Origin of the sequence: Candidatus Pelagibacter sp., assembly GCF_052048095.1 — a bacterium.
GTDB lineage: Bacteria > Pseudomonadota > Alphaproteobacteria > Pelagibacterales > Pelagibacteraceae > Pelagibacter.
In genome coordinates this window covers 849,978-871,378 of sequence record NZ_JBNAKG010000001.1, presented here as the reverse complement: position 1 = coordinate 871,378, position 21,401 = coordinate 849,978, and the positions used below count along the sequence as shown (strand labels likewise).

Genomic DNA, 21,401 nt, shown 5'->3' with positions numbered 1-21,401 from the left:
TTTAGATCGAAGCCTCTTTGTCTCTATTTTTGGACACATATAAACTGGTAAGTAATCTGGCTATAAAATAAACTGAAAATAAAGTAGTGAAAATACCAACACCCAAAGTTATTGAAAATCCTTTAATTGGCCCTGAACCCATAAAAAATAATATTATTGCAGCTAACAAAGTTGTAATATTTGCATCTATTATCGCAGTTCTTGATTTTGTGTAACCACTATCAAAAGCTATTATATTATTCTTCTCTTCTTTTAATTCTTCTTTAATTCTTTCAAAAATAAGTACATTTGCATCAACAGCCATACCCACTGTTAAAATAATTCCCGCTATACCTGGTAAAGTTAAAGTTGCCTCAAATAGAGTTAATACACCCATTAAAATAATTAAATTCAATATAAGAGTGACGTTAGTTATAATCCCAAAAATTTTGTACTTAACAATCATAAATATTAAAATCAGTACAGAACCAATTACTAAAGCAAATATACCTGCATCAATGGAGTCTTGCCCTAAATCTGGTCCAACAGTTCTTTCTTCTATAATATTCATGGGAGCTGGTAATGCACCTGATCGCAGTAACAGGGCTAAATCTGTTGCAGATTGAAACGTAAATCCACCACTTATTTGTCCGTTTCCACTAACTATAGCGTCTTGAATTACAGGAGCACTTATAATTTTACCATCTAAAATAATTGCTAATTGTTTTCCTATTCCAGTAGAAGTTGCTTTACCAAATCTTTTTGCCCCTACTCTATCTAATGAAAAAGAAACAACAGTTTCATTGTTCTGAGTATCCATTCTTGGTTGAGCGTCTAATAAGTTTTCACCACTAAGAATTATTCTTTTACTAACCAGAGCCTCATCTGTTTCGTTTTCATAAAATAATTTTTCTACTCCAAATGTTTCTGTTTCATTTTGAGTAACAAATCTAAATGTTAAGTTTGCTGTCTTACCCAATAATGATTTTATTCTCATTGGATCATCTAATCCTGGTAATTCAACTAGAATTCTATTATTTCCTCTTTTCAAAATATTTGGTTCATTAGTACCAATTTCATCAATACGTCTTCTTACAATTTCAATAGCTTGATCTTGAGAAGAGGTTTTGAGTTCAATAAGCCCTTGTTTAGAAAAAGATAATTTCAATTTATCTTGTTCCTCTACAATATCTAATTGATGTGATTTAAATCTTGGATAATACGGATTAATTTCACTTTCTTCATCTTTAAAAATTGATATTACTGTTTCTTTATTTGAGTTATCAACTTTGAAAAATATATTTTCATTTTCAATTGAAATATCAAATATATTTATGTCCTTATCTTTAAAATAGCTTCTTATAGTAGTAGTTAAATTTTGAAGTTTTTGTTGTATTACAGGTCTATTATCAATTTCTAACAATAGATAAGAGCCGCCTTGTAGATCTAGACCTAGGTTAATTTTTTTATTAATTGTTTGATTTGAAAAATTAAAAAGATTTGATGAGGAAATGAAAACAAAAACTAAAATAAATAAAACAATAGATACAATTCTAGTTTTAGAAAAATATAACACTATTTGAAAAAATTAATTTTTTACTTCTGGTGTGCCCACTAAAGATTGAATACCTGTTGCTTTAATGATTTCAACTTTAACATTTTCAGCAATTTCAACTTCGACTCTTTCGTTATCAATTACTCTTTCGATTGTACCTGTAATTCCACCTGACGTAATAACTTTGTCGCCTTTTTTTAGGTTTTCAACCATAGCTTTGTGTTCTTTAACTTTTTTTTGCTGTGGTCTGATAAGAAAAAAATAAAATATAATAAATATTAAAATTAGCGGTATAAACTGACCTATTCCTGAACCTTCCATAATTCTCCTTTATATGATGATGAATATTTATACTATCTATATTACTAAAACAACTTTATTTAGCTGTTATTTTGTCCATATTGTTCATGTAAGGTCTTAAGACATTAGGAATTGTAATTGAACCATCTTTTTGTTGATAATTTTCCATTATTGCAATCATTGTTCTTCCAACTGCTAAACCACTTCCATTTAATGTACCGACAAATAAAGTTTCTTTTTTTTCATTCTTATATCGAGATTTCATTCTAGTAGCTTGAAAAGTTGAGCAAGACGAACATGATGAAATTTCTCTATATTTGTTTTCTGAAGGCAGCCACACTTCAATATCATAAGTTTTTTCAGCACTAAAACCCATGTCGCCTGTACATAAAACTATTTTTCTATAAGGCAATTCTAATTGATCTAGAATATTTGTAGCACAATCAGTCATACGTTCTAGTTCTGTAAGACAATTATTATTTTCAACAATACTAACCATTTCAACTTTATAAAATTGATGTTGTCTGATCATACCTTTGGTATCCTTACCATAACTACCAGCCTCTTTTCTAAAACAAGGAGTAGCAGCAACTAATCTCATTGGCAGTTTGGATTTATCAACAATTTGATTTTTAACTATATTTGTTAAAATCACTTCAGCAGTAGGTATCAAAAATTTTCTATCTGTACCTTCTTCCATTTTAAGTTCAAATTGATCATTTTCAAATTTTGGCAATTGTCCTGTACCATACATTGTGTTTGCAGATGCCATTAATGGTGGTGATATTTCTTGATATGAATTTTTGTGTATATGTGTATCTAGCATAAAATTAGTAATAGCTCTTTCCAGCAAAGCAAGCTTATCTTTAACAAAAACAAATCTAGATCCTGTTGTTTTTGTAGCTAAATCAAAATCAAGCATTCCTAATTTTTCACCTAAATCATAATGAGACATGGGTTTAAAATCAAACTTTGGAAGATTTCCTGACTTTGAAATTTCTTTATTATCATTTTCATCTTTTCCTAATGGAACGTCCGGATGAGGAATATTAGGAATAGAAGATAGAATTTCATCAAGTTCATTTTTTATAACTGATTGTTCTTTTGAATAGCTATCAATCTCTAAAGAAATTTCTTTTGATCTTTTAAATAAACTTTGATCTTTTGATTTTGAAATTTCCTTTTTTTCATTTTCTAATAATTCTTTTTTTTGTATTAAATCTCTATTTTTTTCATCTAAATTTTTGATTTTATCTATATCAATATCGATAAATCTTTTTTTTAAGTTTTCTTCGAAAGATTTTAGATCTTTTCTAATATCTTTAATGTTATGCATCAGCTTCTTCTTGTTCTATTTTTTTCTTTTCAATAAAGTTTACAGAAAAGATTGATAACTCATACAATATTAACAATGGTATTGCTAATCCAATTTGAGTGATTGGATCTGGTGGTGTTAAAATAGCAGCTGCTGCAAATATAATTACAACAACATACTTTCTTCGTGTCTTAAGAAATTCAGAATCAACAACACCAATTCTTGCTAATAAACTTAAAACAACAGGTAATTGAAAACTTATTCCAAATGCAAAAATTAATTTCATCACTAAAGATAAATATTCATTTACTTTTGCTTCAAGTTGTATTGGTAAATTTGTTGATGCACCTGTACTTTCAAAAGATAAAAAGAATTTAATAGCTAGAGGCATTATTAAATAATAAACAAGCATTCCACCTAAAAAAAATAGAATTGGTGTTAATATTAAATATGGCATGATGGCTTTTTTTTCATGTTTATAAAGACCTGGAGCAACAAATTTCCAAATTTGCATTAAAATATATGGGCATGTTACAAAAAATGCAGTGAAAAAAGAGACTTTTAAATAAGTAAGAAAAGTCTCTTGTAAGGCGGTAAATATTAATCTTCTATTTGAATTATCATCTTTTACAGCTTGCGCAAAGGGATCTACTAAAAAGCCATAAATATATTCAGAAAAAAAATAGCAAATAACAAAAAAAATTATTAAAAAAATAAAACTGTGAATTAATCTTTGTCTTAATTCAGCTAAATGACTTACAAAACCACCTTCAAATTTATCTTCATTCATCTTTTATTTTTTCATCTTTATCTTTTTTTTCATTTTCATCAGGCTCTATGCTGATATTAGAAACTTCATCTTGAATATTATTGATGTATCTTTTTGTTGAACCAATCCAAGAACCTACTTTTTTTAACATTATGGGAAAATCTTTAGGTCCAAGCACAATAATAGCAAGTGCAACTACAATTAAAATCTCAAACCAACCGATAGTAGGCATGTGATTTATTCTTTGTTGTTGGAGTCTTGGTTGTTATTATTTTGATTGTTATCAGATATGTTTTTGGGCTCATTGTCATCTACATCAGAAGCCATACCCTTTTTAAAGCTTTTAATTCCTTTTGCTACGTCGCCCATTAAACTAGAAATCTTTCCTCTTCCAAAAAGAAGAACTACTAAAATAACTATGATAACTATTTGCCAAATTCCGATACTCATAAAATGTTTATAGCCTTTTTGTTGTTAAAATAAAAGTATCAATTTGGATTTTCTTCTTCTTCTAAGGTGCTGTTAAGCATTTCGTCTATATTTGAATATATATCTTCTTTTTTTTCTTCTTGTTTTTCCTTATAAAATTTTCCAGTACCAAAAATAGCATTATCTACACTTGTAGTATCTATTAGACCTGCAGCACCAAGCTCATCTACGGTTGGTAGATCAGATAACTTTTGAAGATTGAAATGACTTAAGAAATCATCTGTAGTTACATATTGAATTGGTTTACCCGGAACGTCTTTTCTGCCACCAGGCTTGACCCAATTTAACTCCATCAATATTTCTAGAGTATTAGTTCCAAAAGCTACACCTCTAATTTCTTCTATTTCAGCTCTTGTTACTGGTTGGTGATAAACAATTATTGCCAATGTTTCAATTGCTGCTTTGGATAATTTCTTTTCAACTGTCTTTTCTTTAGACATTAGGCTAGACAAATTTTGTGCAGTTCTAAAAGACCATTTTTTGGATATACAAACTAAATTTATTCCTTTAGTCGAGTATTCTTCCTGTAATTTTTCTAGTGAATTTTTGACATTACCTTTGCTTACAACTTTGTTTTCAATTGTATCTAAATCTAAAGGTTCTGCAGCTGCAAATATAATTGCTTCAATTTCTCTTTCCAAACTAGATCGTTTAGAAGGAAATTTTACTACGTTATTTTTTTTTTCAATTTTATCTTTTTTCATTTATTTTCTTTTATATAAATTTTCTTAAATAGATCTTCTTGTTTAATCGATAAATTTCCTTCTTTAACCAATTCCAAAGATCCAGCAAATATACCTGCCTTTCCAGTTTTTTTAAAATTTTTTCCATCTTTGAAGTTATTTGGGATTAAATCTTCCAAATCTTTCCAATCTAATAATTTACCAAAAAATTCTTTAATTCTTTTTATGCCATCTTCTGTGGTATAAACGGGTAGCTTAGGAATATTCATTTTTTGAAAATCTTTTGTCATAATTATGTTTGCATAAGTTTTTAATACTTCAAACAAATTGAGTTTATATTCCGAATTATAAATTGATCTGATATTTGCTTTCATGCCTCTTGTTCTGATTTCTTTTCCTAATCTTTCTCTTTTCAACATTTGATCTGACAATAATCTTATTAATTCTAATTTTTTTAATTGTAATTTTAACTTTTCAGCAACTTCTTGGACTTTAAATTCTTCTTCAGGAGTTCCTGGTAATAATAATTTTGATTTTAAATAAGCAAGCCATGTTGCCATCAACAAATATTCTGATGCTATTTCTAAATTTAAATTTGAATTTTCTTTTATATAACTATTGAATTGATCAGCTAATTTTGTGATTGATATTTGTTCTAAATCAACCTTTTGTGCTTTTGCCAAATCTAAAAGAACCTCGAGAGATCCTTGATAATTGGTTATATCTACATTGAATAAATCTGAATCAACTTCACTCATTAAAAATCATCTTATCTTAAAATTTTATAAAATTCTGAAGTTTTTTGAATAATAAACTTATTTACCAAAGGTGAATTGCTAGCAACAGTTACCATTTCTTTAATATTGCCATTACAATGTAATGCAATATTGCAACCTGAGGTGAATGTTTTAAGAGTATTATATTCTAAGTCTTTTTTTAAACTTTTCATTGATAAATCATCTGAAATTAAAATATTTTTGAAACCTATTTTGTTTCTTATAAGCGCTATCATTTTTTTTGAGTGAGTGGCTGTATTTGATTTATCAATATCTTTATAAACAACATGCGCCGTCATAGCGAAAAAACATTTTTTGTTTTTAAATGGAGAAAAATCTTCTTTAATTAGTTTAGATAATTTCTTTTTAACGATTGGTGTAAAGTAATGACTATCAACTTTTGCTTCTCCATGACCGGGTATATGCTTCATAATTGTCCCTATAGAATTTCTATGAAAATATTTAATACAAAAGTCTCCTAATTTTGAAATTAACTTAGGATTATTAGAATATGCCCTATCACCTATAATATTACTTGAGCCTTTTACTCTTGTATCTAAAACTGGTACTGTGTTGATGTTAGCCCCTATTAATTTTAATAAATATGATGTTTGATCAATAAACATCTTATAAATTATATTAAATTTAAATTTATCTTTTTTAAATAAATTACCAAAATATTCTGAAGTTAATGTATCAAAAGAAATAATTTTATTTAATCTATTTACTCTTCCACCTTCTTGATCAATTAGAATTGGATAATTATTATCATTAAAAATTTTTTTTACACTTTCAGTTAATTTTTTTGTTTGATCAATACTTTTTATATTTCTCGAAAATAAAATGACACCCCATGGTTTAAATTTTTTTAGAAATTTTTTCTCAGACGAATTTAATTTGTAAGATTTGATACCAGTAATAAATGCTCTTCTATTCTTCATTATCTTCAAGTAGTTTCCAAAAATTAAATTTCTTCTTTTTTTTGGTAGTTTGTTTTACATATTCGACAACGTTATCAGTATCACTTTCTAATGTTGGTAATTTTGAAGAATAGTTATCTATTTTTGAATTAATATTATTTAATGATCGATAAGATTTTTTTTTATATTCATCTGAAAAGTAATATTTTCCTGTAAAAAAAAGAAATAAAGAAATAATTATTACAAATATTAAATATTTAATTTCCTTTAACATTACATTTTTTCTGGAGTGGAAACACCTACTATGCTCATGCCGGACTTAATTAAATTTGAAATATTTTTCAAAAATACCAATTTATCATCTGAGATTTCTTTATTCTCATTTATAAATCTTTTTTCAGGATTATCTTTTCCTAAATTCCAATAAGAGTGAAATTCAGATGAAAGTTCATACAAAAAACTAGGTATACGATGTGGTTCAAGTTTTTTACAAGACGCATCAATACACTTTGGCCATTCAGAAATTTTTTTTAAAATTTTAATTTCTTCTTTTGAATATTTAAAATCATAATTTTGCACATTCAAATCTGAGTTGATATCTTTTCCTATATGTCTAAATACAGATGAAATTCTAGCATAAGCATATTGAACGTAGTAAAGTGGATTATCTTTTGATTTTTCAATTACATTGTCAAAATCAAAATCTAACTCAACATCACTACTTCTATTCAACATTATAAATCTGGTAGCATCTTTACCTACTTCTGATATTAAATCATCGACTGTAATATAGTCTCCTTTACGTTTAGACATTTTAAATGGTTTGTTATCCTTTATCAGTTTTACTAACTGACTAACTTTACAAATTAATTTATTATTTGTTTTTGATAATGCATCAACAGAGGATGTAATTCTTTTGATGTATCCCGCATGATCTGCTCCTAAAATATTAATTAAACAATCATATTTTCTATCCAATTTATTTTTGTGGTAAGCAACATCACTAGCAAAATAAGTCCATGAACCATCTGATTTTTGCAATGCCCTATCTTTATCATCACCAAAATCAGTTGATTTAAATAATAATTGTTCGCGTTCAATCCAATTTTTATTATCCTCGCCTTCAGGGGCTTTAATTTTTCCACTATAAACAAAATTATTTTCTGTAAGAAATTTAATTACATCTTGAACTTCATTATTTTCAACTAATTTTTTTTCACTAACAAAATTGTCATGCTCTATCCCTAAGCTACTTAGATTTTTTTTAATTAACTTAAGTGCTTGTTCAACTGATAAATGAGTTAATTGTGTTGAAATTTTTTCATAATTCTCAAAATTTAAATCTTTTTGTTCAGTAGTAATATTTTTTGCAAAATCGATTAAATAATCTCCAGGATATAAATCTTCATTTTCAATGGGAAATTTTTCATTAAATAATATTTCTCTTATTCTAAAATAAACAGATTTTGTAAAATTGATTATCTGGTTACCATAATCATTAACATAATATTCTTTTGTTACTTTATGATTATTGAATAATAGTACATTGGAAATTACATCACCTAATATAGCGCCTCTACAATGGCCCACATGCAACGGACCTGTGGGGTTGGCAGAAACAAACTCAACTAGGTAATTATTTTTTTCTTCTTTTGAATTTTTGCCAAATGATTTTGAATTATCTAAAATTTCTTTTGAAAAGTTTGACCAAAATTCAGGTTTTAAATTTATATTAATAAATCCTGGTTTAACTACTTCAGCTTTTTCAATCATATTATCACTTTCGACTAGTGATTTTGAGATAATATTTCCAAGATCAATTGGAGATTTTTGGTTAGCTTTTGACAACACCATTGCAACGTTAGTGGATATATCGCAATCAAATTTTGCAGGTGGAATTTCTGCATTAATTCCATCTAATTTTTCTGGTAAAACAATTTCATCTTTTTTAGATAAGGTATCTAATATTTTTTTAATTTTATCTAAATATATATCAAAAATATTCATTTTAGATTTTTGTGTAAATTGATTGCATATCTGTCTGTCATTCCTGAGATATAATCAGCTATTGCTCTATATTTATCCTTAGAAAGTTTTTTTTTAGAAATATATTTAAGAGGTTTATTTTTAATTTTATCAAATAAATTTTTTATAATTTTTTTTCCATTGTTATTTTTTAGTAAAACACTTTTATTATCATACATATTCACTCTTAAAAAAAATCTGATTTCTTCTAATGATGATTGCATAAAGTTTGAAAAGTTAACAACCATTTTATTAGATTTTTTAACATCATTAATTGAATTGATTTTATTACTTTTTAGATTTCTTTGCGTATTCATTATTAAATCTTTAATCATTAAATCTATTGAGTCTCTTATAATTTGATAAATTGCAATTTTGTAATTAGTCTTATTTATTTTGTTTTTGTATTTTTTATAAATATCTTTAAAAAATTTAATTTCAATTAACTCTTCAAATCTAAACAAATTTGCTTTTATACCATCCTGAATATCATGATTATTATAAGCAATATCATCTGATATAGCTGAAATTTGAGCCTCTAATGAGGGCTGATTTTTATAAATAATCATATTCTTGAACGATCTTAGTCCAATTAATTGATTTACTTTATCAAGATCTTTTGGTGGACCATTATGCTTTAATAAACCATCTAAAGTTTCAATTGTAAGATTTAAACCATCAAACTTTAGATATTTGTTTTCAAGAAACATAATAATTCTTAGTGTTTGTAAGTTGTGATCGAAACCCCCATAATTTTCCATGCATTCACTTAGGACATCTTCTCCTGCATGGCCAAATGGAGTATGACCTAAATCATGAGCAAGACTTAATGTTTCGGCTAAATCTTCATTTAATTTTAGATATTTTGAAATTGATCTTGCTATTTGAGCCACTTCAATTGAATGTGTAATCCTAGTTCTAAAATGATCGCCCTCTGTATTTACAAAAACCTGAGTTTTATGTTTCAATCTTCTAAATGAGGCACTATGAATAATTCTATCTCTATCTCTTTGAAATGGAGTTCTGTATTTAGAAAGTGATTCTTTATATAATCTTCCTTTGCTTTTGAATTCCCCAATGTTTGAGTAGTTTTTCATTCTTTAAATATAAAAATTAAGTACTATATTAGTATTAACAGTGTTCATTCATGATTAAAGAAATTAAATTTACTGATAAAGCTTTAAAACAAATAACTAATTTATTATCAAAAAAAGATAAGGGAAGTTTTTTTAGAATCGCTATTAAAGGTGGTGGTTGCTCAGGTTTTCAATATGAATTCACTTTTGATCAAAGTAAAAATGAAGATGATTTGAATTATGAAAATATCTTAATTGATAAAACCTCTGCAGATTTGTTAAAAGGCTCAGAAGTAGATTATGTATCTGAATTAATTGGTGAACAGTTCAAAATTACTAACCCACAAACAAAATCTTCTTGTGGTTGTGGTGTTTCTTTTTCTCTATAATGAAAATTTCATCTTGGAATGTCAATTCTGTTAGAGCTCGAATAGAAAATATAAAGAGTTATTTACTTAAATATAAGCCTGAAATTTTAATGATGCAGGAGATTAAAACTGAAGATGTTAATTTTCCTTATGATGATTTCGCTTCTATGGATTACGAGTGTCATGTTTTTGGACAGAAGAGTTATAATGGTGTTGCAATAATTTCAAAAAATAAGCTCTCGAATATTAGAACAGATTTAATTAAAGATAAATTAAAGCAATCAAGAATTATTTCTGCTGAAATTGAGTATAAAAAAAAGAAAATTCAGTTAATAAATATTTACACTCCAAATGGTAATCCAGTTGATACAGAAAAATATGAATATAAAAAAGATTGGATAAATCAACTAATCAAACAACTTAAGTCTTTAAGCAAAAAAAATTCAAATATTATATTAGCTGGTGATTTTAATATAATTCCTTCTGCTGAAGATGTTTATAATCCTAAAAGTTTTGAAGATGATGCTTTGTTTAGATTAGAAATAAGAAAAAAATATAGAGAGATGTTAAATCTTGGTCTTAATGATGTGTATCGACACTTTTATGAAGACAAAGAAGGATACACTTTTTGGGATTATATGAGAGGTGCTTGGCAAAAAAATAATGGTATGAGAATTGATCATTTCTTAGTATCAAATTCTTTAATAGATAGTGTTAAAGAGATTAATATAAATAAAGATCCAAGGGGCAGAGAAAAACCATCTGACCACACACCGGTAGAGATTACTTTAGCTTAGAGATTTAATCTTATTAATTAATTTTTCGTTAATATTTCTTGGACCAGTATCCAATCTATTTTTATGTCTTCTTTCACCAGGAAGTCTTACTTCACCCATAGATTTCATTTTTTCAAAAAATTCTTCTGAATGTTTTTGCCAATCAGTACCCGAAGTTTTGTTAGGGCAAATTGCTAGAATAAATTCTCCCCCACTTGGTGGTCCTCCATCATTATTATCTTTTGCAGCTGTTTCATAACTAAAATTATCGCCCACTAAAGCACCTGCCATTAATTCAACCATCATTGCAATTACTGAGCCTTTGTAACCACCAAAAGGTAATAATACACCACCATCTGCAATTTCTCCTGGATCTGTTGTTTCTTTTCCATCTTTAGTTAATCCTGTACCTAAAGGAACTTTATGACCTTCTCGCTTAGCAACTTGAACTTCACCCATAGCCATTGAAGCTGTAGCCATATCATAAACTACAGGAGTGTTTCCTGGTCTAGGCCATGCAAACGAAATCGGATTAGTTCCGAACAAAGGTTTAATTGCACCAGCTGGAGCAACAGCCGGCTTATAAGAGGTACATGCAAATGCTACTAAGCCTTCTTCAGCTAATTTTTCTGTCTCTGGCCACATAGCAGCCATGTGATGAGAATTGTTTATTGCTAAAACTGCAACACCATTTTCTTTAGCTGCTTTAACAAGTTCTGGTAATCCTTTATTTAAAACTACTGGGGCTAAGCTATTATTTCCTTCAACTTTTATAACTGAAGGTGAAATCTTTTTTACTTCAGGTTTTCCTTTTCCATTTATCTTACCGCTTTTTAATCCAGAAACATAAGCTGGCAATCTAAAGAGACCATGAGATAAAGAACCATCTCTTTCAGCATTTCTAATTAAATCTGCAAGAATAGATGCCGTATCTTCAGCACATCCATTAGCTAATAAAGTTTTTTTAGCTAAATCAAATATTTCATCTAGTGTTAGGGAAACTGTACTCATCCCATTATTAGATATTATTTATGGCTAAAGATCAATTTTTATTTAACAACCTTCAAAAGATTTTGACATGTTGTTAATTAAATCAAAATATAAATCTTTTCCTGGGTTAAGTGTAGCTCCTAAAGGATCTATAACGCCAGTCTGAATATTCATATCTTTAGCAACTGCTTTGATTATATCAGGGTTAAATTGAGGCTCAGAAAATACACAACTTATTTTGTCATGTTCAATTAATTCTCTAATTTCTGCTAATTGCTCTGCTCCAGGCATAACATCAGTATTTAAAGTGAAAGCACCTAATACATTTATATTAAATCTTTTTTCAAAGTATTGATAAGCATCATGAAAAACGATTGATTTGAAATCTTTGTTTAATTCAGATTTAACTTTCTTAGTTAGTTTATCTAAATCTTTATGTGCTTTTTTTAAGTTTGCTTTATATTTAGCTTCATTTTTTTGATCATTTTCGATCAAGTGCTCTGCCATTTCACTTAAAATCACTTTCGCATTCATCGGATCCAACCAAATATGTGGATCATACTCACCATGCGCATGTCCTTCATGGCCGTGCTCGTCATGATCGTGATCATCATGGTTATCTTCTTTATGACCATCTTTATCATGATCGTGATCATCATGGTTATCTTCTTTATGACCATCTTTATCATGATCGTGATCATCATGGACATCTTCTTTTTTTGCATGATCATCATGTTCATCAAAAATATTTCTTTCTCTGAATTCTAATTTTGTTAATCCTTTAATTTCTAATAATTCTATCTTTTCAGCTTTTTTCGCTATTGAATTTAATGGTTTTTCTAAAAAATTTTCCAAATCTTCTCCAACCCAGAATATCAAATCAGCATTTTGTAACATTTTTGCATGTGACGGCTTCAATGCAAATCCATGAGGAGACGCGTATCCATCTACAATTAAATCAGGTTTACCTAAACCATCCATCAAATAACTTACCAATGAATGAATTGGTTTGATTGAAGTTACTACTTTAATTTCAGCTTTTGCAGGTACAATAATTGTTAAGAGTGATAAAATAGTTAAGATAAATGGGAATTTTTTAATGTTTTTCATATGTTGTATTATTAAATTGTTATAATATAACATTATGTAATAATATAACAATTATAAGTCAATATATAAAATGAGTTCTAAAAATATTCTAGTAAAATTAGAAAATGCTGGATTTAAAATTAAAGATAAAATTCTTGTTGAGGGAATTTCTTTAAGTGTTGAAAAAGGAAAAATTGTAACACTTATTGGACCCAATGGATCAGGAAAAAGTACAACTGCAAAAATAGCACTTGGTATTTATAAAAATATTGAGGGTAAAGTTGAAAAATTTACTAATAAAATTGGATATGTTCCTCAAAAAATATCTATTGACTGGACTTTACCTTTAAGAGTTAAAGATTTTATGAATCTGACTGAAAGTATAAATGATGAACAAATTAATGAGGCTTTAGGTTTGACAGGAGTTCTTCATTTAAAAAATAATAATCTAGGTAGTCTTTCTGGAGGAGAATTTCAAAGAGTATTACTTGCAAGAGCAATATCTAAAAAACCAGAACTTTTAGTTTTAGATGAACCAGTTCAAGGTGTTGATTATACTGGTGAAATTGCTTTATATGAATTAATCAAAAAAATTTCAGATGAATTAAAGTGTGGAATTCTATTAATTTCACATGATCTTCATACCGTTATGAGTGCTACAGATCATGTAGTTTGTTTAAATGGCCATGTTTGTTGTTCTGGTTCACCAATAGATGTTGCATCAAATCATGAATACAAAGCCTTATTTGGTGAACAAGCTTCAAAAACTCTTGCTTTATATGAACATAACCATGATCATGTTCATTCGAACGATGGTGAAATAAAAAAAAATTAAAATGTTAGATGATTTTTTTATAAGAGCTTTGATTGCTGGAATTGGGGTTGCCTTAGTCACAGGACCTCTTGGTTGTTTTGTTATTTGGAGAAGATTATCTTACTTTGGAGATACATTATCACATTCAGCTTTATTGGGTGTTACGCTTGCGTATTCATTTGAATTAAATATTGCTCTCTCTGTTTTTCTAATTTCTTCAATTGTTGCAATAATCTTAATTAAACTTCAAAGCAGAACTAATTTACCAGGAGATGCTTTACTTGGTCTATTGGCTCATTCTTCATTGGCAGTTGGATTAGTTGTTATTGGTTTTTTAACATTTATTAGATTTGACGTAATGGGTTTACTTTTTGGAGATATTTTAGCTGTTACCGTTAAAGATATTACCGTTATTTGGATTGGTGGAGCAATTATTCTTTGTATACTTAAATTAATATGGAGACCTTTATTTGCATCAACAGTTAATTATGAACTAGCTGAAGCAGAAGGCCTAAATCCAGAAAGGTCTAAAATCATTTTCACAATTTTAATGGCTGCAATAATTGCAATATCAATAAAAATGGTTGGATTATTGTTGATTACCGGAATGTTAATTATACCTGCGGCAATGGCTAGAAATATTTCTAGTAGTCCTAAAATGATGGTTATATTTTCTGTGATTGGAGGTTTGATGTCTGTGATTTTAGGTCTTTTTTCATCATTAGAATTTAATACAGCATCAGGTCCATCTATTATTGCTGCTTCTTTATTCTTATTTATATTGTCTTTATTTAAAATAAAACAATCACCGCAATTGAAAAACTAATCTATAATGAATAAGGTTATAAATATGAAACAAGAATTTCTTTCAAAAAATCAACAAATAGTTCTTGATACAATCAAAAATTCTAATGAACCACTTAAAGCTTATTCCATTTTATTTGATGTTAAAAAAAAGGGTATCAAAGCGCCTCCCCAAGTATACAGAGCTTTAGATAAATTAATTGAGATTGGTAAAATACATAAAATAGAAAGTAAAAATGCTTTCGTAGCATGTAAAAACACAAATTGTGATGTCACAAAGACTACAGCGTTTTCTATTTGTGAAAAATGTGAAAATATTGAGGAAATTAAAGACACAAAAATTTCAAAATATTTAAAAAGTTTTAAAGATAATTCTGGAATGAATTATACAAGATACAACCTTGAGTTATTTGGTTTGTGTAAAAAGTGTAAGTAAATTATTTTTTTTAATAAATCTTTAACAATACTGAAATAAACATTTCTGATGTTTATTAAAAAATATTTAAAATGGATTAGTACATTATTAGTTTTAACAGGAATATTGTTTACAAATTTAAATTACTACCCTTTCAATATATATTTCCATGGATTAGGTGTAGTTGGTTGGACGGTAGCAGGATATCTTTCAAAAGATAAGGCAATACTTACTAACTTTGGATTACAAATACCTTTATTCTTAATAGGTTTTTATAAAATTCTAATATAGAAAAATTTAAATTAAAGAATACCCAGAGGCTCTAACTGTTCTAATTAGTTCTTTTGTATTATCAATATTTATAGATTGTCTTAATCTTCTAATGTGGACATCAATTGTTCTGCTTTCTACATTTACATTATTTGGCCAAACATTTTCTAAAATTTGATCTCTTGAATAAACTCTTTTTGGATTCATTAGGAAGAATTCTAACAACCTAAATTCAGTTGGTCCTAGCTTTATTTCTTTTTTATTTCTAAACACTCTTTTTTCTATTCTGTCCAAAAATAAATCTTGATATTCTAAATTGTCAGAAACTATCTCTGGATTAGATCTTCTAAGAATAGCTTTAATTCTTGCTAATAATTCATTAAAACTAAATGGTTTAGTCAGATAATCATCTACACCGCTGTCCAAACCTTTGATTTTATCTTCTTCTTCACCTTTTGCTGTAAGCATAATTATTGGTAAAGATTTAAACTTATTACCTTTTCTTATATTTTTACAAATTTCGATTCCTGATAAATCAGGTAACATCCAATCTAACAAAAGTAAATTTGGTTCAAATTTTTTTAATTGTTTTAATCCTTCATTGCCATTTTCTGATGAAGATACTATGAAACCTTCTTTTTCAAGATTATGTTGGACTAATTGAATTATTGAAGGTTCATCTTCAATAATAAAAATTTTACCATTCATTTTATTCTTGGATAACTTTTCCTTTTGGTCTGTTACCTTTTAAATATTCACCCTTAATCAAATAACAAACATTTTCAGCTATATTGGTAATATGATCTCCTGCTCTTTCTAAATTTTTAGTTGCAAATATTAAGTGAGTAGAAAAATCTAAATTCTTTTTATCTTTAGATAAGAAATCAATAACACTTTCCATAGCAATATATGTAAGATCATCAACTTGTTCATCTTTTTCCCATACCTCTTTAGCTTTATCAAAATCTTTATTAACAAAGCTATCTAATACATCATTTAATTGTTTAAGAACTAAATCACCAAGTCTTTTTAAATTTCCTAATAATTCTTCTGGTAAATCTAAAGGTAAGGGCTTAACTTTTTTTGCATTACTTTTTGATAAATCACCAATTCTCTCAAGATCCTGTGAAATTTTTAAAGAACTTATTGTTTCTCTAAGGTCAATTGCCATTGGTGCTCTTTTAACTAAAAGGGTCATTATTTGAGTATCAATTTTAGATCTAAATTTATTTATCTCTTCATCACTTTTAATAATTTTATCAATAGAATCTTTATCAACTTTTATAATAGCATCCATAGAGTCGACCATTTGTGACTCGGTTAAACTCCCCATCTTGATTACTGAATCAATTAGATGTCTTAACTCTTCCTCGTATGATTTTACTGTATGTTCGTTACTCATAATTTATCCAAACCTACCTGTAATATAATCTTGTGTCATTTTGTTGTCAGGATTTTTAAAAATTTTCTCTGTTTTTCCTACTTCAATCAATTTTCCTAGATGAAAAAAGCCAGTTTTTTGAGAAACTCTTACTGCTTGTGCCATTGAGTGAGTAACAATTACAATAGTATAGGTTTTTTTTAACTCATCTATTAATTCCTCAATTTTTGCAGTTGCTATTGGGTCTAGAGCTGAACAAGGCTCATCCATAAGGATAACCTCTGGATTAACAGAAATCGCTCTTGCAATACATAATCTTTGTTGTTGTCCACCTGATAAACCTGTTCCTGGTTCGTCTAATCTATCTTTTACTTCTTCCCACAGAGCAGCTTTTTTTAAACTACTCTCTACAATTTCATCAAGTTCACTTTTACTTTCGCCTTTTCCATGAATTTTGGGGCCATAAGAAATATTATCATAAATACTTTTTGGAAATGGATTTGGTTTTTGAAAGACCATACCCACTCTTTCTCTTAGAGATACCACATCTAAATTTTTATCATTGATTTCAATTCCATCTATTTCAATATTTCCAGTAACTTTACAAATATCTATGACGTCATTCATTCTATTGAGACATCTTATAAATGTAGACTTTCCACAACCAGATGGTCCAATTAAAGCAGTGACTTCTTTTTCATTTAAATCTAAATTAACATCAAAGAGAGCTTGTTTTTCTCCATAAAAAACATTTAAATTTTTTGATTTAATTTTTATATCACTCATTTAATTCCATCTCTTTTCAAATTTTTGTCTTAAATATACTGCTAAAAAATTCATTACAATTAAAAAACTTAATAACATCATTATAGTGGCAGATGTTTTTTCAACAAACCCTCTTTCTGCAGATTCAGACCATAAATATACTTGGACAGGTAAAGAAGATGATGGATCAATGGGTGTTGATGGAATATCAACAACAAATGCAACCATTCCAATTAATATTAATGGTGCTGTTTCTCCCAATGCTTGTGCTAATCCAATAATAGTTCCTGATAATGTTCCAGGTAAAGCTAAAGGAACAACATGGTGAAAAACTGATTGAAATTTAGATGCTCCAACAGCTAAAGCGCCTTCTCTTATAGATGGTGGAACAGCTTTTAAAGATGCTCTACATGGAATAATAATTCTTGGTAAAGTCATTAAAGCTAAAGTAATACCAGCAACTAAGGGAGTTGATCTAGGTAATTGAATTGTTGCTAAAAGTATTTGCAACGCTAGTAATCCGTAAACAATAGAGGGTACAGCAGCTAAGTTATTAATATTTATTTCAATAAAGTCAGTAATCTTATTTTTAGGAGCAAATTCCTCCAAATATATAGAAGCTAAAACTGCTACAGGAAAAGCTAATAATAAACATATTAAGACACTGTAAAATGAACCAACTAAAGCACCTCCTATTCCAGCTAATTCTGGGTCCCTTGAATCTCCATTTTTAAAAAAATAATTATTAAAGTTTTTAAGGATCTTTTTATTTTCAACTAAAGTATCATAAATTTGTAGTTGAAAATTTGATATCCGTCTTCTTTCCTCTGGTAAATCTCTTGGATAATTTCCTTTATGCAATTGATCAATATCATCTGATGCTGTTATTTCTAAATTAATTCTTTTTCCAATCAAATTATTATTATCTATCAAAGCTCTTTTGATTTCTAATTCTGCATCAGTGGTAAATAGATCAATTAATTCATTTTCTTGGTCAAAATCATTTACAGGGTATGTTTTTAATAGTGTTTCAATCGTAATATCAAAAAAGTCTGACTGCATAATTTCATCTATGGATGCTCCATTTTGGATATCAATGAGTTCAGGATCAAAAAATACTTCAACATTTATTGCTGTTTTCATAAAAGCTGAACTTCCTTTTAAAAAAATATTATGAACTAAAATTAGAACAAACAGTAATGCGACAAAAATTGAAGCGATCCCATAGAATCTGAATCTTTTTTCTGCACTATGTCTTTTTTTTAATCTTTCTTCTTTAGTCATATTTTTCTCTGTATTTTTTAACAGCTCTTTGGGCTATGTAATTTAAAATCAATGTTGCAATAAAAAGTGTTAATCCAAGAGCAAACGCTGACTGTGTTTTTGGACTATCAAATTCTTGGTCGCCAACTAAAATCATTACAATTTGAGTTGTAATTGTTGTAGTGGATTCTAATGGATTAATAGTTAAGTTAGCAGCTAAACCGGCTGCCATTACAACAATCATAGTTTCACCAATTGCCCTAGATACAGCTAAAAGAATTGATCCAATAATTCCTGGCAATGCCGCAGGTATCACTACTTTTTTAATTGTTTCTGATTTTGTTGCGCCAATAGCATAGGAACCATCGCGTAAAGATTGAGGTACGGAATTAATTACATCATCAGACAAAGATGAGACGTAAGGAATGATCATAATTCCCATAATAAGTCCAGCTGCAAGAGCACTTTCAGATGAAACAGATAATCCAAAACTTTCTCCAACTTGTCTAAAAAAAGGTCCAACTGTTAAAGCTGCAAAAAAACCGTAAACAACAGTTGGTATACCTGCTAAAATTTCAATAATTGGTTTTGAAACTCTTCTAATTTTAATTGAAGCATATTCAGCCATATATATACCTGAGAACAATCCAATAGGTACAGCAACAAGCATTGCAATGAAAGCTATGAAAGATGTGCCTGCAATTAAAGGTATAAAACCAAATGCATCTTTTAATTCAGCATACTCTGCTTCTGTAATTGCTGATGCATCTCTTACAAAAGCCCTTTGTGGGCTCCAATTAGTTCCAAACAAATAATCAAATACATTTATTACAGAAAAAAACTTAATGCTTTCAAATAACAGCGAAAATATAATTCCTAATGTAGTAAATATAGCAATTAAAGAAGAAGCAAATAGAAGACCTTTTAATATAAGTTCTACATCGTCTCTGGCTTTATTATTGTTCTTAATTTTATTTAATGAATAAATTATAGATGCAATGATAATTCCAAAAATTAGAACTATCTTAGAGTTTGTAAATAAATTAATAAATTTTGCATAAGCCAATGCGCTTTCTTTGAGAATGCTATCTATGTCACCTAAATATGTACCTAAATGAATAGCTTTGATTTTTTCATAAATCAAATTTGCTTCATTTTTGTCGTTAAAAATTGCTCCTTGATTAGCAGCAGTATCAATAATTATTGATTTAATTATTACTGGTTCAAATAATGACCAAATTAATAAAAAAACCAATGCTGGAATGGAGCACCATAATACAAGGTAATAACCATAAAATTTTGGAAGTGCATTTAATTTAATATTATTATTTATTGAAATAGTCTTACTTTTAGATTTTCCATAAAAAAATAATGATAATGAAAATATTATGATTAAGAAAATTAGAACAGAATTCATTATGTTTCTGATAACTGTGTAATGTTACAGTTTTGTTACAATTTAACTTAATAATTGAATAAAAAAAAAGGCCAGTAAAATACTGGCCTTTTTTGTGGATAAATTTAATTTTTACTTAATATTAATTATATTTAAATCAATCGCAGCAGTTCTAGTTACTTCATATTTATCAGAAGCCAATGGAACTAAACCAATTTTAGCTAGATAACCTCTGTTACTCATAGCTTTTTTTGATGTAAATTCTTTAAGAAATTCTTGGATACCTGGTACTACACCAATATGAGCTTTTTTAACGTAAAAGAACAATGGTCTAGCAATCGGGTATGAATAATCTTGGATACCTTCTAGAGATGGTTGAACACCTTCAATTGAAGCAGCTTTAACTTTGTCTTTGTTTGCAACTAGATAACTATAACCAAAGAAACCATAAGCATCGGGATTTGAAGTCAATTTTTGAACTATTAAAGTATCATTCTCGCCAGCTTCTACTGCATAACCGTCTTCTCTGATTTTAGCACATTCTTTTTTTGCTTTATCACCAAATAAAGATTTAGCCTCTTTTGAACAACCTTTAACCATAACCAGGGAATTCCAAGCATCTCTTGTGCCTGAAGTAGGTGGTGCAACTAAAACCTCAATTTTTTTATTTGGAAGACTAGCATCGATATCACTCCATTTTTTATATGGATTTTCAACTAATTTTCCATCTACATCAACTTTTGCAGCTAAAGCTCTCCAAAGTTGTTCTTTTGTAAAGTTAGCATCAGGTGAATTCGCAGCATGAGCAAAAGAAATACCATCGTTTCCTACAACTATTTCGATAATTTCTGAAACACCATTCTTCTCACATAAAGCTTTTTCTTTTGGTTTAATTGCTCTAGATGCATTTGTAACATCAGGGTGATTAACACCGACACCAGCACAGAATAATTTCATTCCACCACCAGTACCAGTACTTTCGATAACAGGTGTTTTAAACTTTCCACCTTTACCAAATTTTTCAGCAACAACTGTTGCATAAGGATATACAGTTGAAGAGCCAACAATTTTAATTTGGTCTCTCGAGTGACTAATTGATGTAAAACTTAGCACTAAAAGACAACTTAATAATATACTTGTTAATTTATTCATAATTCTCCTTTTAAGATTCATATACGAAGCT

The 21,401-nt window shown here is 28.3% G+C and carries 26 protein-coding genes; 6 read left to right on the top strand and 20 right to left on the bottom strand.

Going from position 1 to position 21,401, the window contains the following annotated elements; genetic code table 11:
* Nucleotide 1: 1 nt before the first annotated feature.
* The 12 genes from secD to ACTT9P_RS04480 are packed head-to-tail and all read right to left on the bottom strand — an operon-like array spanning nucleotide 2 to nucleotide 9,908.
* Nucleotides 2-1,555, bottom strand: a complete 1,554-nt coding sequence (secD, locus tag ACTT9P_RS04535; RefSeq protein WP_440909507.1) for a protein translocase subunit SecD — start codon at nucleotides 1,553-1,555, stop codon at nucleotides 2-4.
* Between the two features lie 12 nt (nucleotides 1,556-1,567).
* Nucleotides 1,568-1,855, bottom strand: a complete 288-nt coding sequence (gene yajC / locus ACTT9P_RS04530) for a preprotein translocase subunit YajC (RefSeq protein ID WP_440909506.1) — start codon at nucleotides 1,853-1,855, stop codon at nucleotides 1,568-1,570.
* Nucleotides 1,856-1,910: 55 nt separating this feature from the next.
* Nucleotides 1,911-3,170, bottom strand: coding sequence for a serine--tRNA ligase (gene serS / locus ACTT9P_RS04525; RefSeq protein WP_440909505.1), 1,260 nt, complete (start codon nucleotides 3,168-3,170; stop codon nucleotides 1,911-1,913).
* A complete protein-coding gene (gene tatC, locus ACTT9P_RS04520) occupies nucleotides 3,163-3,939 on the bottom strand; it encodes a twin-arginine translocase subunit TatC (RefSeq protein ID WP_440909504.1) in 777 nt (258 codons plus the stop codon). The genes serS and tatC overlap by 8 nt, the downstream gene beginning before the upstream one ends.
* Nucleotides 3,932-4,150: a Sec-independent protein translocase protein TatB gene (tatB, locus tag ACTT9P_RS04515; protein WP_440909503.1), complete on the bottom strand. Its 219-nt coding sequence runs from the start codon at nucleotides 4,148-4,150 to the stop codon at nucleotides 3,932-3,934. Before tatB ends, tatC begins: the two co-directional genes overlap by 8 nt.
* Before the next feature lie 5 nt (nucleotides 4,151-4,155).
* A complete protein-coding gene (gene tatA, locus ACTT9P_RS04510; RefSeq protein WP_440909502.1) occupies nucleotides 4,156-4,368 on the bottom strand; it encodes a twin-arginine translocase TatA/TatE family subunit in 213 nt (70 codons plus the stop codon).
* Nucleotides 4,369-4,406: 38 nt separating this feature from the next.
* Nucleotides 4,407-5,111 carry an SMC-Scp complex subunit ScpB gene (gene scpB, locus ACTT9P_RS04505; protein WP_440909501.1) on the bottom strand — a complete coding sequence of 235 codons (705 nt, stop codon included), beginning with the start codon at nucleotides 5,109-5,111 and terminating at the stop codon, nucleotides 4,407-4,409.
* Nucleotides 5,108-5,848 (bottom strand): segregation and condensation protein A, encoded by a 741-nt coding sequence (locus ACTT9P_RS04500; RefSeq protein ID WP_440909500.1) that lies wholly within the window; start codon nucleotides 5,846-5,848, stop codon nucleotides 5,108-5,110. Before ACTT9P_RS04500 ends, scpB begins: the two co-directional genes overlap by 4 nt.
* Before the next feature lie 11 nt (nucleotides 5,849-5,859).
* Nucleotides 5,860-6,807, bottom strand: coding sequence for a glycoside hydrolase family 3 N-terminal domain-containing protein (locus ACTT9P_RS04495; protein ID WP_440909499.1), 948 nt, complete (start codon nucleotides 6,805-6,807; stop codon nucleotides 5,860-5,862).
* Entirely contained in the window at nucleotides 6,797-7,060 is a 264-nt protein-coding gene (locus ACTT9P_RS04490) for a hypothetical protein (protein WP_440909498.1), read from the bottom strand. Before ACTT9P_RS04490 ends, ACTT9P_RS04495 begins: the two co-directional genes overlap by 11 nt.
* On the bottom strand, nucleotides 7,060-8,793 hold the full coding sequence (argS, locus tag ACTT9P_RS04485) for an arginine--tRNA ligase (protein ID WP_440909497.1): 1,734 nt from the start codon (nucleotides 8,791-8,793) through the stop codon (nucleotides 7,060-7,062). Before argS ends, ACTT9P_RS04490 begins: the two co-directional genes overlap by 1 nt.
* Nucleotides 8,790-9,908: a deoxyguanosinetriphosphate triphosphohydrolase gene (locus ACTT9P_RS04480; RefSeq protein WP_440909496.1), complete on the bottom strand. Its 1,119-nt coding sequence runs from the start codon at nucleotides 9,906-9,908 to the stop codon at nucleotides 8,790-8,792. The genes argS and ACTT9P_RS04480 overlap by 4 nt, the downstream gene beginning before the upstream one ends.
* A 50-nt stretch (nucleotides 9,909-9,958) precedes the next feature.
* Between ACTT9P_RS04480 and ACTT9P_RS04475 the strand changes: the two genes are divergently transcribed.
* The gene (locus tag ACTT9P_RS04475; RefSeq protein WP_014953219.1) at nucleotides 9,959-10,276 is read left to right on the top strand and encodes a HesB/IscA family protein; all 318 of its coding nucleotides are present in this window, start codon (nucleotides 9,959-9,961) and stop codon (nucleotides 10,274-10,276) included.
* Complete coding sequence (gene xth, locus ACTT9P_RS04470; RefSeq protein ID WP_440909495.1) at nucleotides 10,276-11,052, top strand: exodeoxyribonuclease III; 777 nt, start codon at nucleotides 10,276-10,278, stop codon at nucleotides 11,050-11,052. The genes ACTT9P_RS04475 and xth overlap by 1 nt, the downstream gene beginning before the upstream one ends.
* Here the strand turns inward: xth and ACTT9P_RS04465 are convergent.
* Together ACTT9P_RS04465 and ACTT9P_RS04460 are read right to left on the bottom strand one after the other, a co-directional pair.
* Entirely contained in the window at nucleotides 11,044-12,042 is a 999-nt protein-coding gene (locus ACTT9P_RS04465) for an Ldh family oxidoreductase (protein WP_440909494.1), read from the bottom strand. The genes xth and ACTT9P_RS04465 overlap by 9 nt on opposite strands.
* Before the next feature lie 42 nt (nucleotides 12,043-12,084).
* A complete protein-coding gene (locus ACTT9P_RS04460) occupies nucleotides 12,085-13,131 on the bottom strand; it encodes a zinc ABC transporter substrate-binding protein (RefSeq protein WP_440909493.1) in 1,047 nt (348 codons plus the stop codon).
* A 70-nt stretch (nucleotides 13,132-13,201) separates the two neighbouring features.
* On the opposite strand from ACTT9P_RS04460, the gene ACTT9P_RS04455 reads away from it, so the two are divergent.
* Genes ACTT9P_RS04455 through ACTT9P_RS04440 form a run of 4 tightly spaced genes read left to right on the top strand, consistent with a single transcriptional unit; the run spans nucleotide 13,202 to nucleotide 15,434 of the window.
* Nucleotides 13,202-13,945, top strand: coding sequence for an ATP-binding cassette domain-containing protein (locus tag ACTT9P_RS04455; protein WP_440909492.1), 744 nt, complete (start codon nucleotides 13,202-13,204; stop codon nucleotides 13,943-13,945).
* A gap of 1 nt (nucleotide 13,946) precedes the next feature.
* Entirely contained in the window at nucleotides 13,947-14,750 is an 804-nt protein-coding gene (locus ACTT9P_RS04450) for a metal ABC transporter permease (RefSeq protein ID WP_440909491.1), read from the top strand.
* A gap of 24 nt (nucleotides 14,751-14,774) precedes the next feature.
* A complete protein-coding gene (locus tag ACTT9P_RS04445; RefSeq protein ID WP_440909490.1) occupies nucleotides 14,775-15,164 on the top strand; it encodes a Fur family transcriptional regulator in 390 nt (129 codons plus the stop codon).
* Nucleotides 15,165-15,212: 48 nt separating this feature from the next.
* The gene (locus tag ACTT9P_RS04440) at nucleotides 15,213-15,434 is read left to right on the top strand and encodes a DUF6552 family protein (RefSeq protein WP_440909489.1); all 222 of its coding nucleotides are present in this window, start codon (nucleotides 15,213-15,215) and stop codon (nucleotides 15,432-15,434) included.
* Between the two features lie 6 nt (nucleotides 15,435-15,440).
* On the opposite strand, the gene phoB is transcribed toward ACTT9P_RS04440, so the two are convergent.
* The 6 genes from phoB to ACTT9P_RS04410 all read right to left on the bottom strand — a co-directional run bounded on the left by phoB (nucleotide 15,441) and on the right by ACTT9P_RS04410 (nucleotide 21,370).
* On the bottom strand, nucleotides 15,441-16,121 hold the full coding sequence (phoB, locus tag ACTT9P_RS04435) for a phosphate regulon transcriptional regulator PhoB (protein WP_440909488.1): 681 nt from the start codon (nucleotides 16,119-16,121) through the stop codon (nucleotides 15,441-15,443).
* Between the two features lies 1 nt (nucleotide 16,122).
* Nucleotides 16,123-16,815: a phosphate signaling complex protein PhoU gene (gene phoU, locus ACTT9P_RS04430; RefSeq protein ID WP_014953210.1), complete on the bottom strand. Its 693-nt coding sequence runs from the start codon at nucleotides 16,813-16,815 to the stop codon at nucleotides 16,123-16,125.
* A 3-nt stretch (nucleotides 16,816-16,818) separates the two neighbouring features.
* Nucleotides 16,819-17,580 carry a phosphate ABC transporter ATP-binding protein PstB gene (pstB, locus tag ACTT9P_RS04425; RefSeq protein ID WP_440909487.1) on the bottom strand — a complete coding sequence of 254 codons (762 nt, stop codon included), beginning with the start codon at nucleotides 17,578-17,580 and terminating at the stop codon, nucleotides 16,819-16,821.
* On the bottom strand, nucleotides 17,581-18,843 hold the full coding sequence (gene pstA, locus ACTT9P_RS04420; RefSeq protein ID WP_440909486.1) for a phosphate ABC transporter permease PstA: 1,263 nt from the start codon (nucleotides 18,841-18,843) through the stop codon (nucleotides 17,581-17,583).
* Nucleotides 18,836-20,239, bottom strand: a complete 1,404-nt coding sequence (gene pstC / locus ACTT9P_RS04415) for a phosphate ABC transporter permease subunit PstC (protein WP_440909485.1) — start codon at nucleotides 20,237-20,239, stop codon at nucleotides 18,836-18,838. Before pstC ends, pstA begins: the two co-directional genes overlap by 8 nt.
* A 111-nt stretch (nucleotides 20,240-20,350) precedes the next feature.
* Nucleotides 20,351-21,370 (bottom strand): substrate-binding domain-containing protein, encoded by a 1,020-nt coding sequence (locus ACTT9P_RS04410; protein ID WP_440909484.1) that lies wholly within the window; start codon nucleotides 21,368-21,370, stop codon nucleotides 20,351-20,353.
* Nucleotides 21,371-21,401: the final 31 nt, after the last annotated feature.

What these genes read in the sequence shown, in the direction of transcription:
- pstC (WP_440909485.1), bottom strand. Translation starts at nt 20,239, where the DNA reads ATGAATTCTGTTCTAATTTTCTTAATCATAATATTTTCATTATCATTA.
- ACTT9P_RS04455 (WP_440909492.1), top strand. Translation starts at nt 13,202, where the DNA reads ATGAGTTCTAAAAATATTCTAGTAAAATTAGAAAATGCTGGATTTAAA.
- argS (WP_440909497.1), bottom strand. Translation starts at nt 8,793, where the DNA reads ATGAATATTTTTGATATATATTTAGATAAAATTAAAAAAATATTAGAT.
- ACTT9P_RS04480 (WP_440909496.1), bottom strand. Translation starts at nt 9,908, where the DNA reads ATGAAAAACTACTCAAACATTGGGGAATTCAAAAGCAAAGGAAGATTA.
- serS (WP_440909505.1), bottom strand. Translation starts at nt 3,170, where the DNA reads ATGCATAACATTAAAGATATTAGAAAAGATCTAAAATCTTTCGAAGAA.
- xth (WP_440909495.1), top strand. Translation starts at nt 10,276, where the DNA reads ATGAAAATTTCATCTTGGAATGTCAATTCTGTTAGAGCTCGAATAGAA.
- ACTT9P_RS04490 (WP_440909498.1), bottom strand. Translation starts at nt 7,060, where the DNA reads ATGTTAAAGGAAATTAAATATTTAATATTTGTAATAATTATTTCTTTA.
- scpB (WP_440909501.1), bottom strand. Translation starts at nt 5,111, where the DNA reads ATGAAAAAAGATAAAATTGAAAAAAAAAATAACGTAGTAAAATTTCCT.
- ACTT9P_RS04465 (WP_440909494.1), bottom strand. Translation starts at nt 12,042, where the DNA reads ATGAGTACAGTTTCCCTAACACTAGATGAAATATTTGATTTAGCTAAA.
- ACTT9P_RS04500 (WP_440909500.1), bottom strand. Translation starts at nt 5,848, where the DNA reads ATGAGTGAAGTTGATTCAGATTTATTCAATGTAGATATAACCAATTAT.
- ACTT9P_RS04460 (WP_440909493.1), bottom strand. Translation starts at nt 13,131, where the DNA reads ATGAAAAACATTAAAAAATTCCCATTTATCTTAACTATTTTATCACTC.
- phoU (WP_014953210.1), bottom strand. Translation starts at nt 16,815, where the DNA reads ATGAGTAACGAACATACAGTAAAATCATACGAGGAAGAGTTAAGACAT.
- ACTT9P_RS04410 (WP_440909484.1), bottom strand. Translation starts at nt 21,370, where the DNA reads ATGAATAAATTAACAAGTATATTATTAAGTTGTCTTTTAGTGCTAAGT.
- pstA (WP_440909486.1), bottom strand. Translation starts at nt 18,843, where the DNA reads ATGACTAAAGAAGAAAGATTAAAAAAAAGACATAGTGCAGAAAAAAGA.
- tatA (WP_440909502.1), bottom strand. Translation starts at nt 4,368, where the DNA reads ATGAGTATCGGAATTTGGCAAATAGTTATCATAGTTATTTTAGTAGTT.
- phoB (WP_440909488.1), bottom strand. Translation starts at nt 16,121, where the DNA reads ATGAATGGTAAAATTTTTATTATTGAAGATGAACCTTCAATAATTCAA.
- ACTT9P_RS04495 (WP_440909499.1), bottom strand. Translation starts at nt 6,807, where the DNA reads ATGAAGAATAGAAGAGCATTTATTACTGGTATCAAATCTTACAAATTA.
- pstB (WP_440909487.1), bottom strand. Translation starts at nt 17,580, where the DNA reads ATGAGTGATATAAAAATTAAATCAAAAAATTTAAATGTTTTTTATGGA.
- tatB (WP_440909503.1), bottom strand. Translation starts at nt 4,150, where the DNA reads ATGCCTACTATCGGTTGGTTTGAGATTTTAATTGTAGTTGCACTTGCT.
- yajC (WP_440909506.1), bottom strand. Translation starts at nt 1,855, where the DNA reads ATGGAAGGTTCAGGAATAGGTCAGTTTATACCGCTAATTTTAATATTT.
- ACTT9P_RS04450 (WP_440909491.1), top strand. Translation starts at nt 13,947, where the DNA reads ATGTTAGATGATTTTTTTATAAGAGCTTTGATTGCTGGAATTGGGGTT.
- ACTT9P_RS04475 (WP_014953219.1), top strand. Translation starts at nt 9,959, where the DNA reads ATGATTAAAGAAATTAAATTTACTGATAAAGCTTTAAAACAAATAACT.
- ACTT9P_RS04440 (WP_440909489.1), top strand. Translation starts at nt 15,213, where the DNA reads ATGTTTATTAAAAAATATTTAAAATGGATTAGTACATTATTAGTTTTA.
- ACTT9P_RS04445 (WP_440909490.1), top strand. Translation starts at nt 14,775, where the DNA reads ATGAAACAAGAATTTCTTTCAAAAAATCAACAAATAGTTCTTGATACA.
- tatC (WP_440909504.1), bottom strand. Translation starts at nt 3,939, where the DNA reads ATGAATGAAGATAAATTTGAAGGTGGTTTTGTAAGTCATTTAGCTGAA.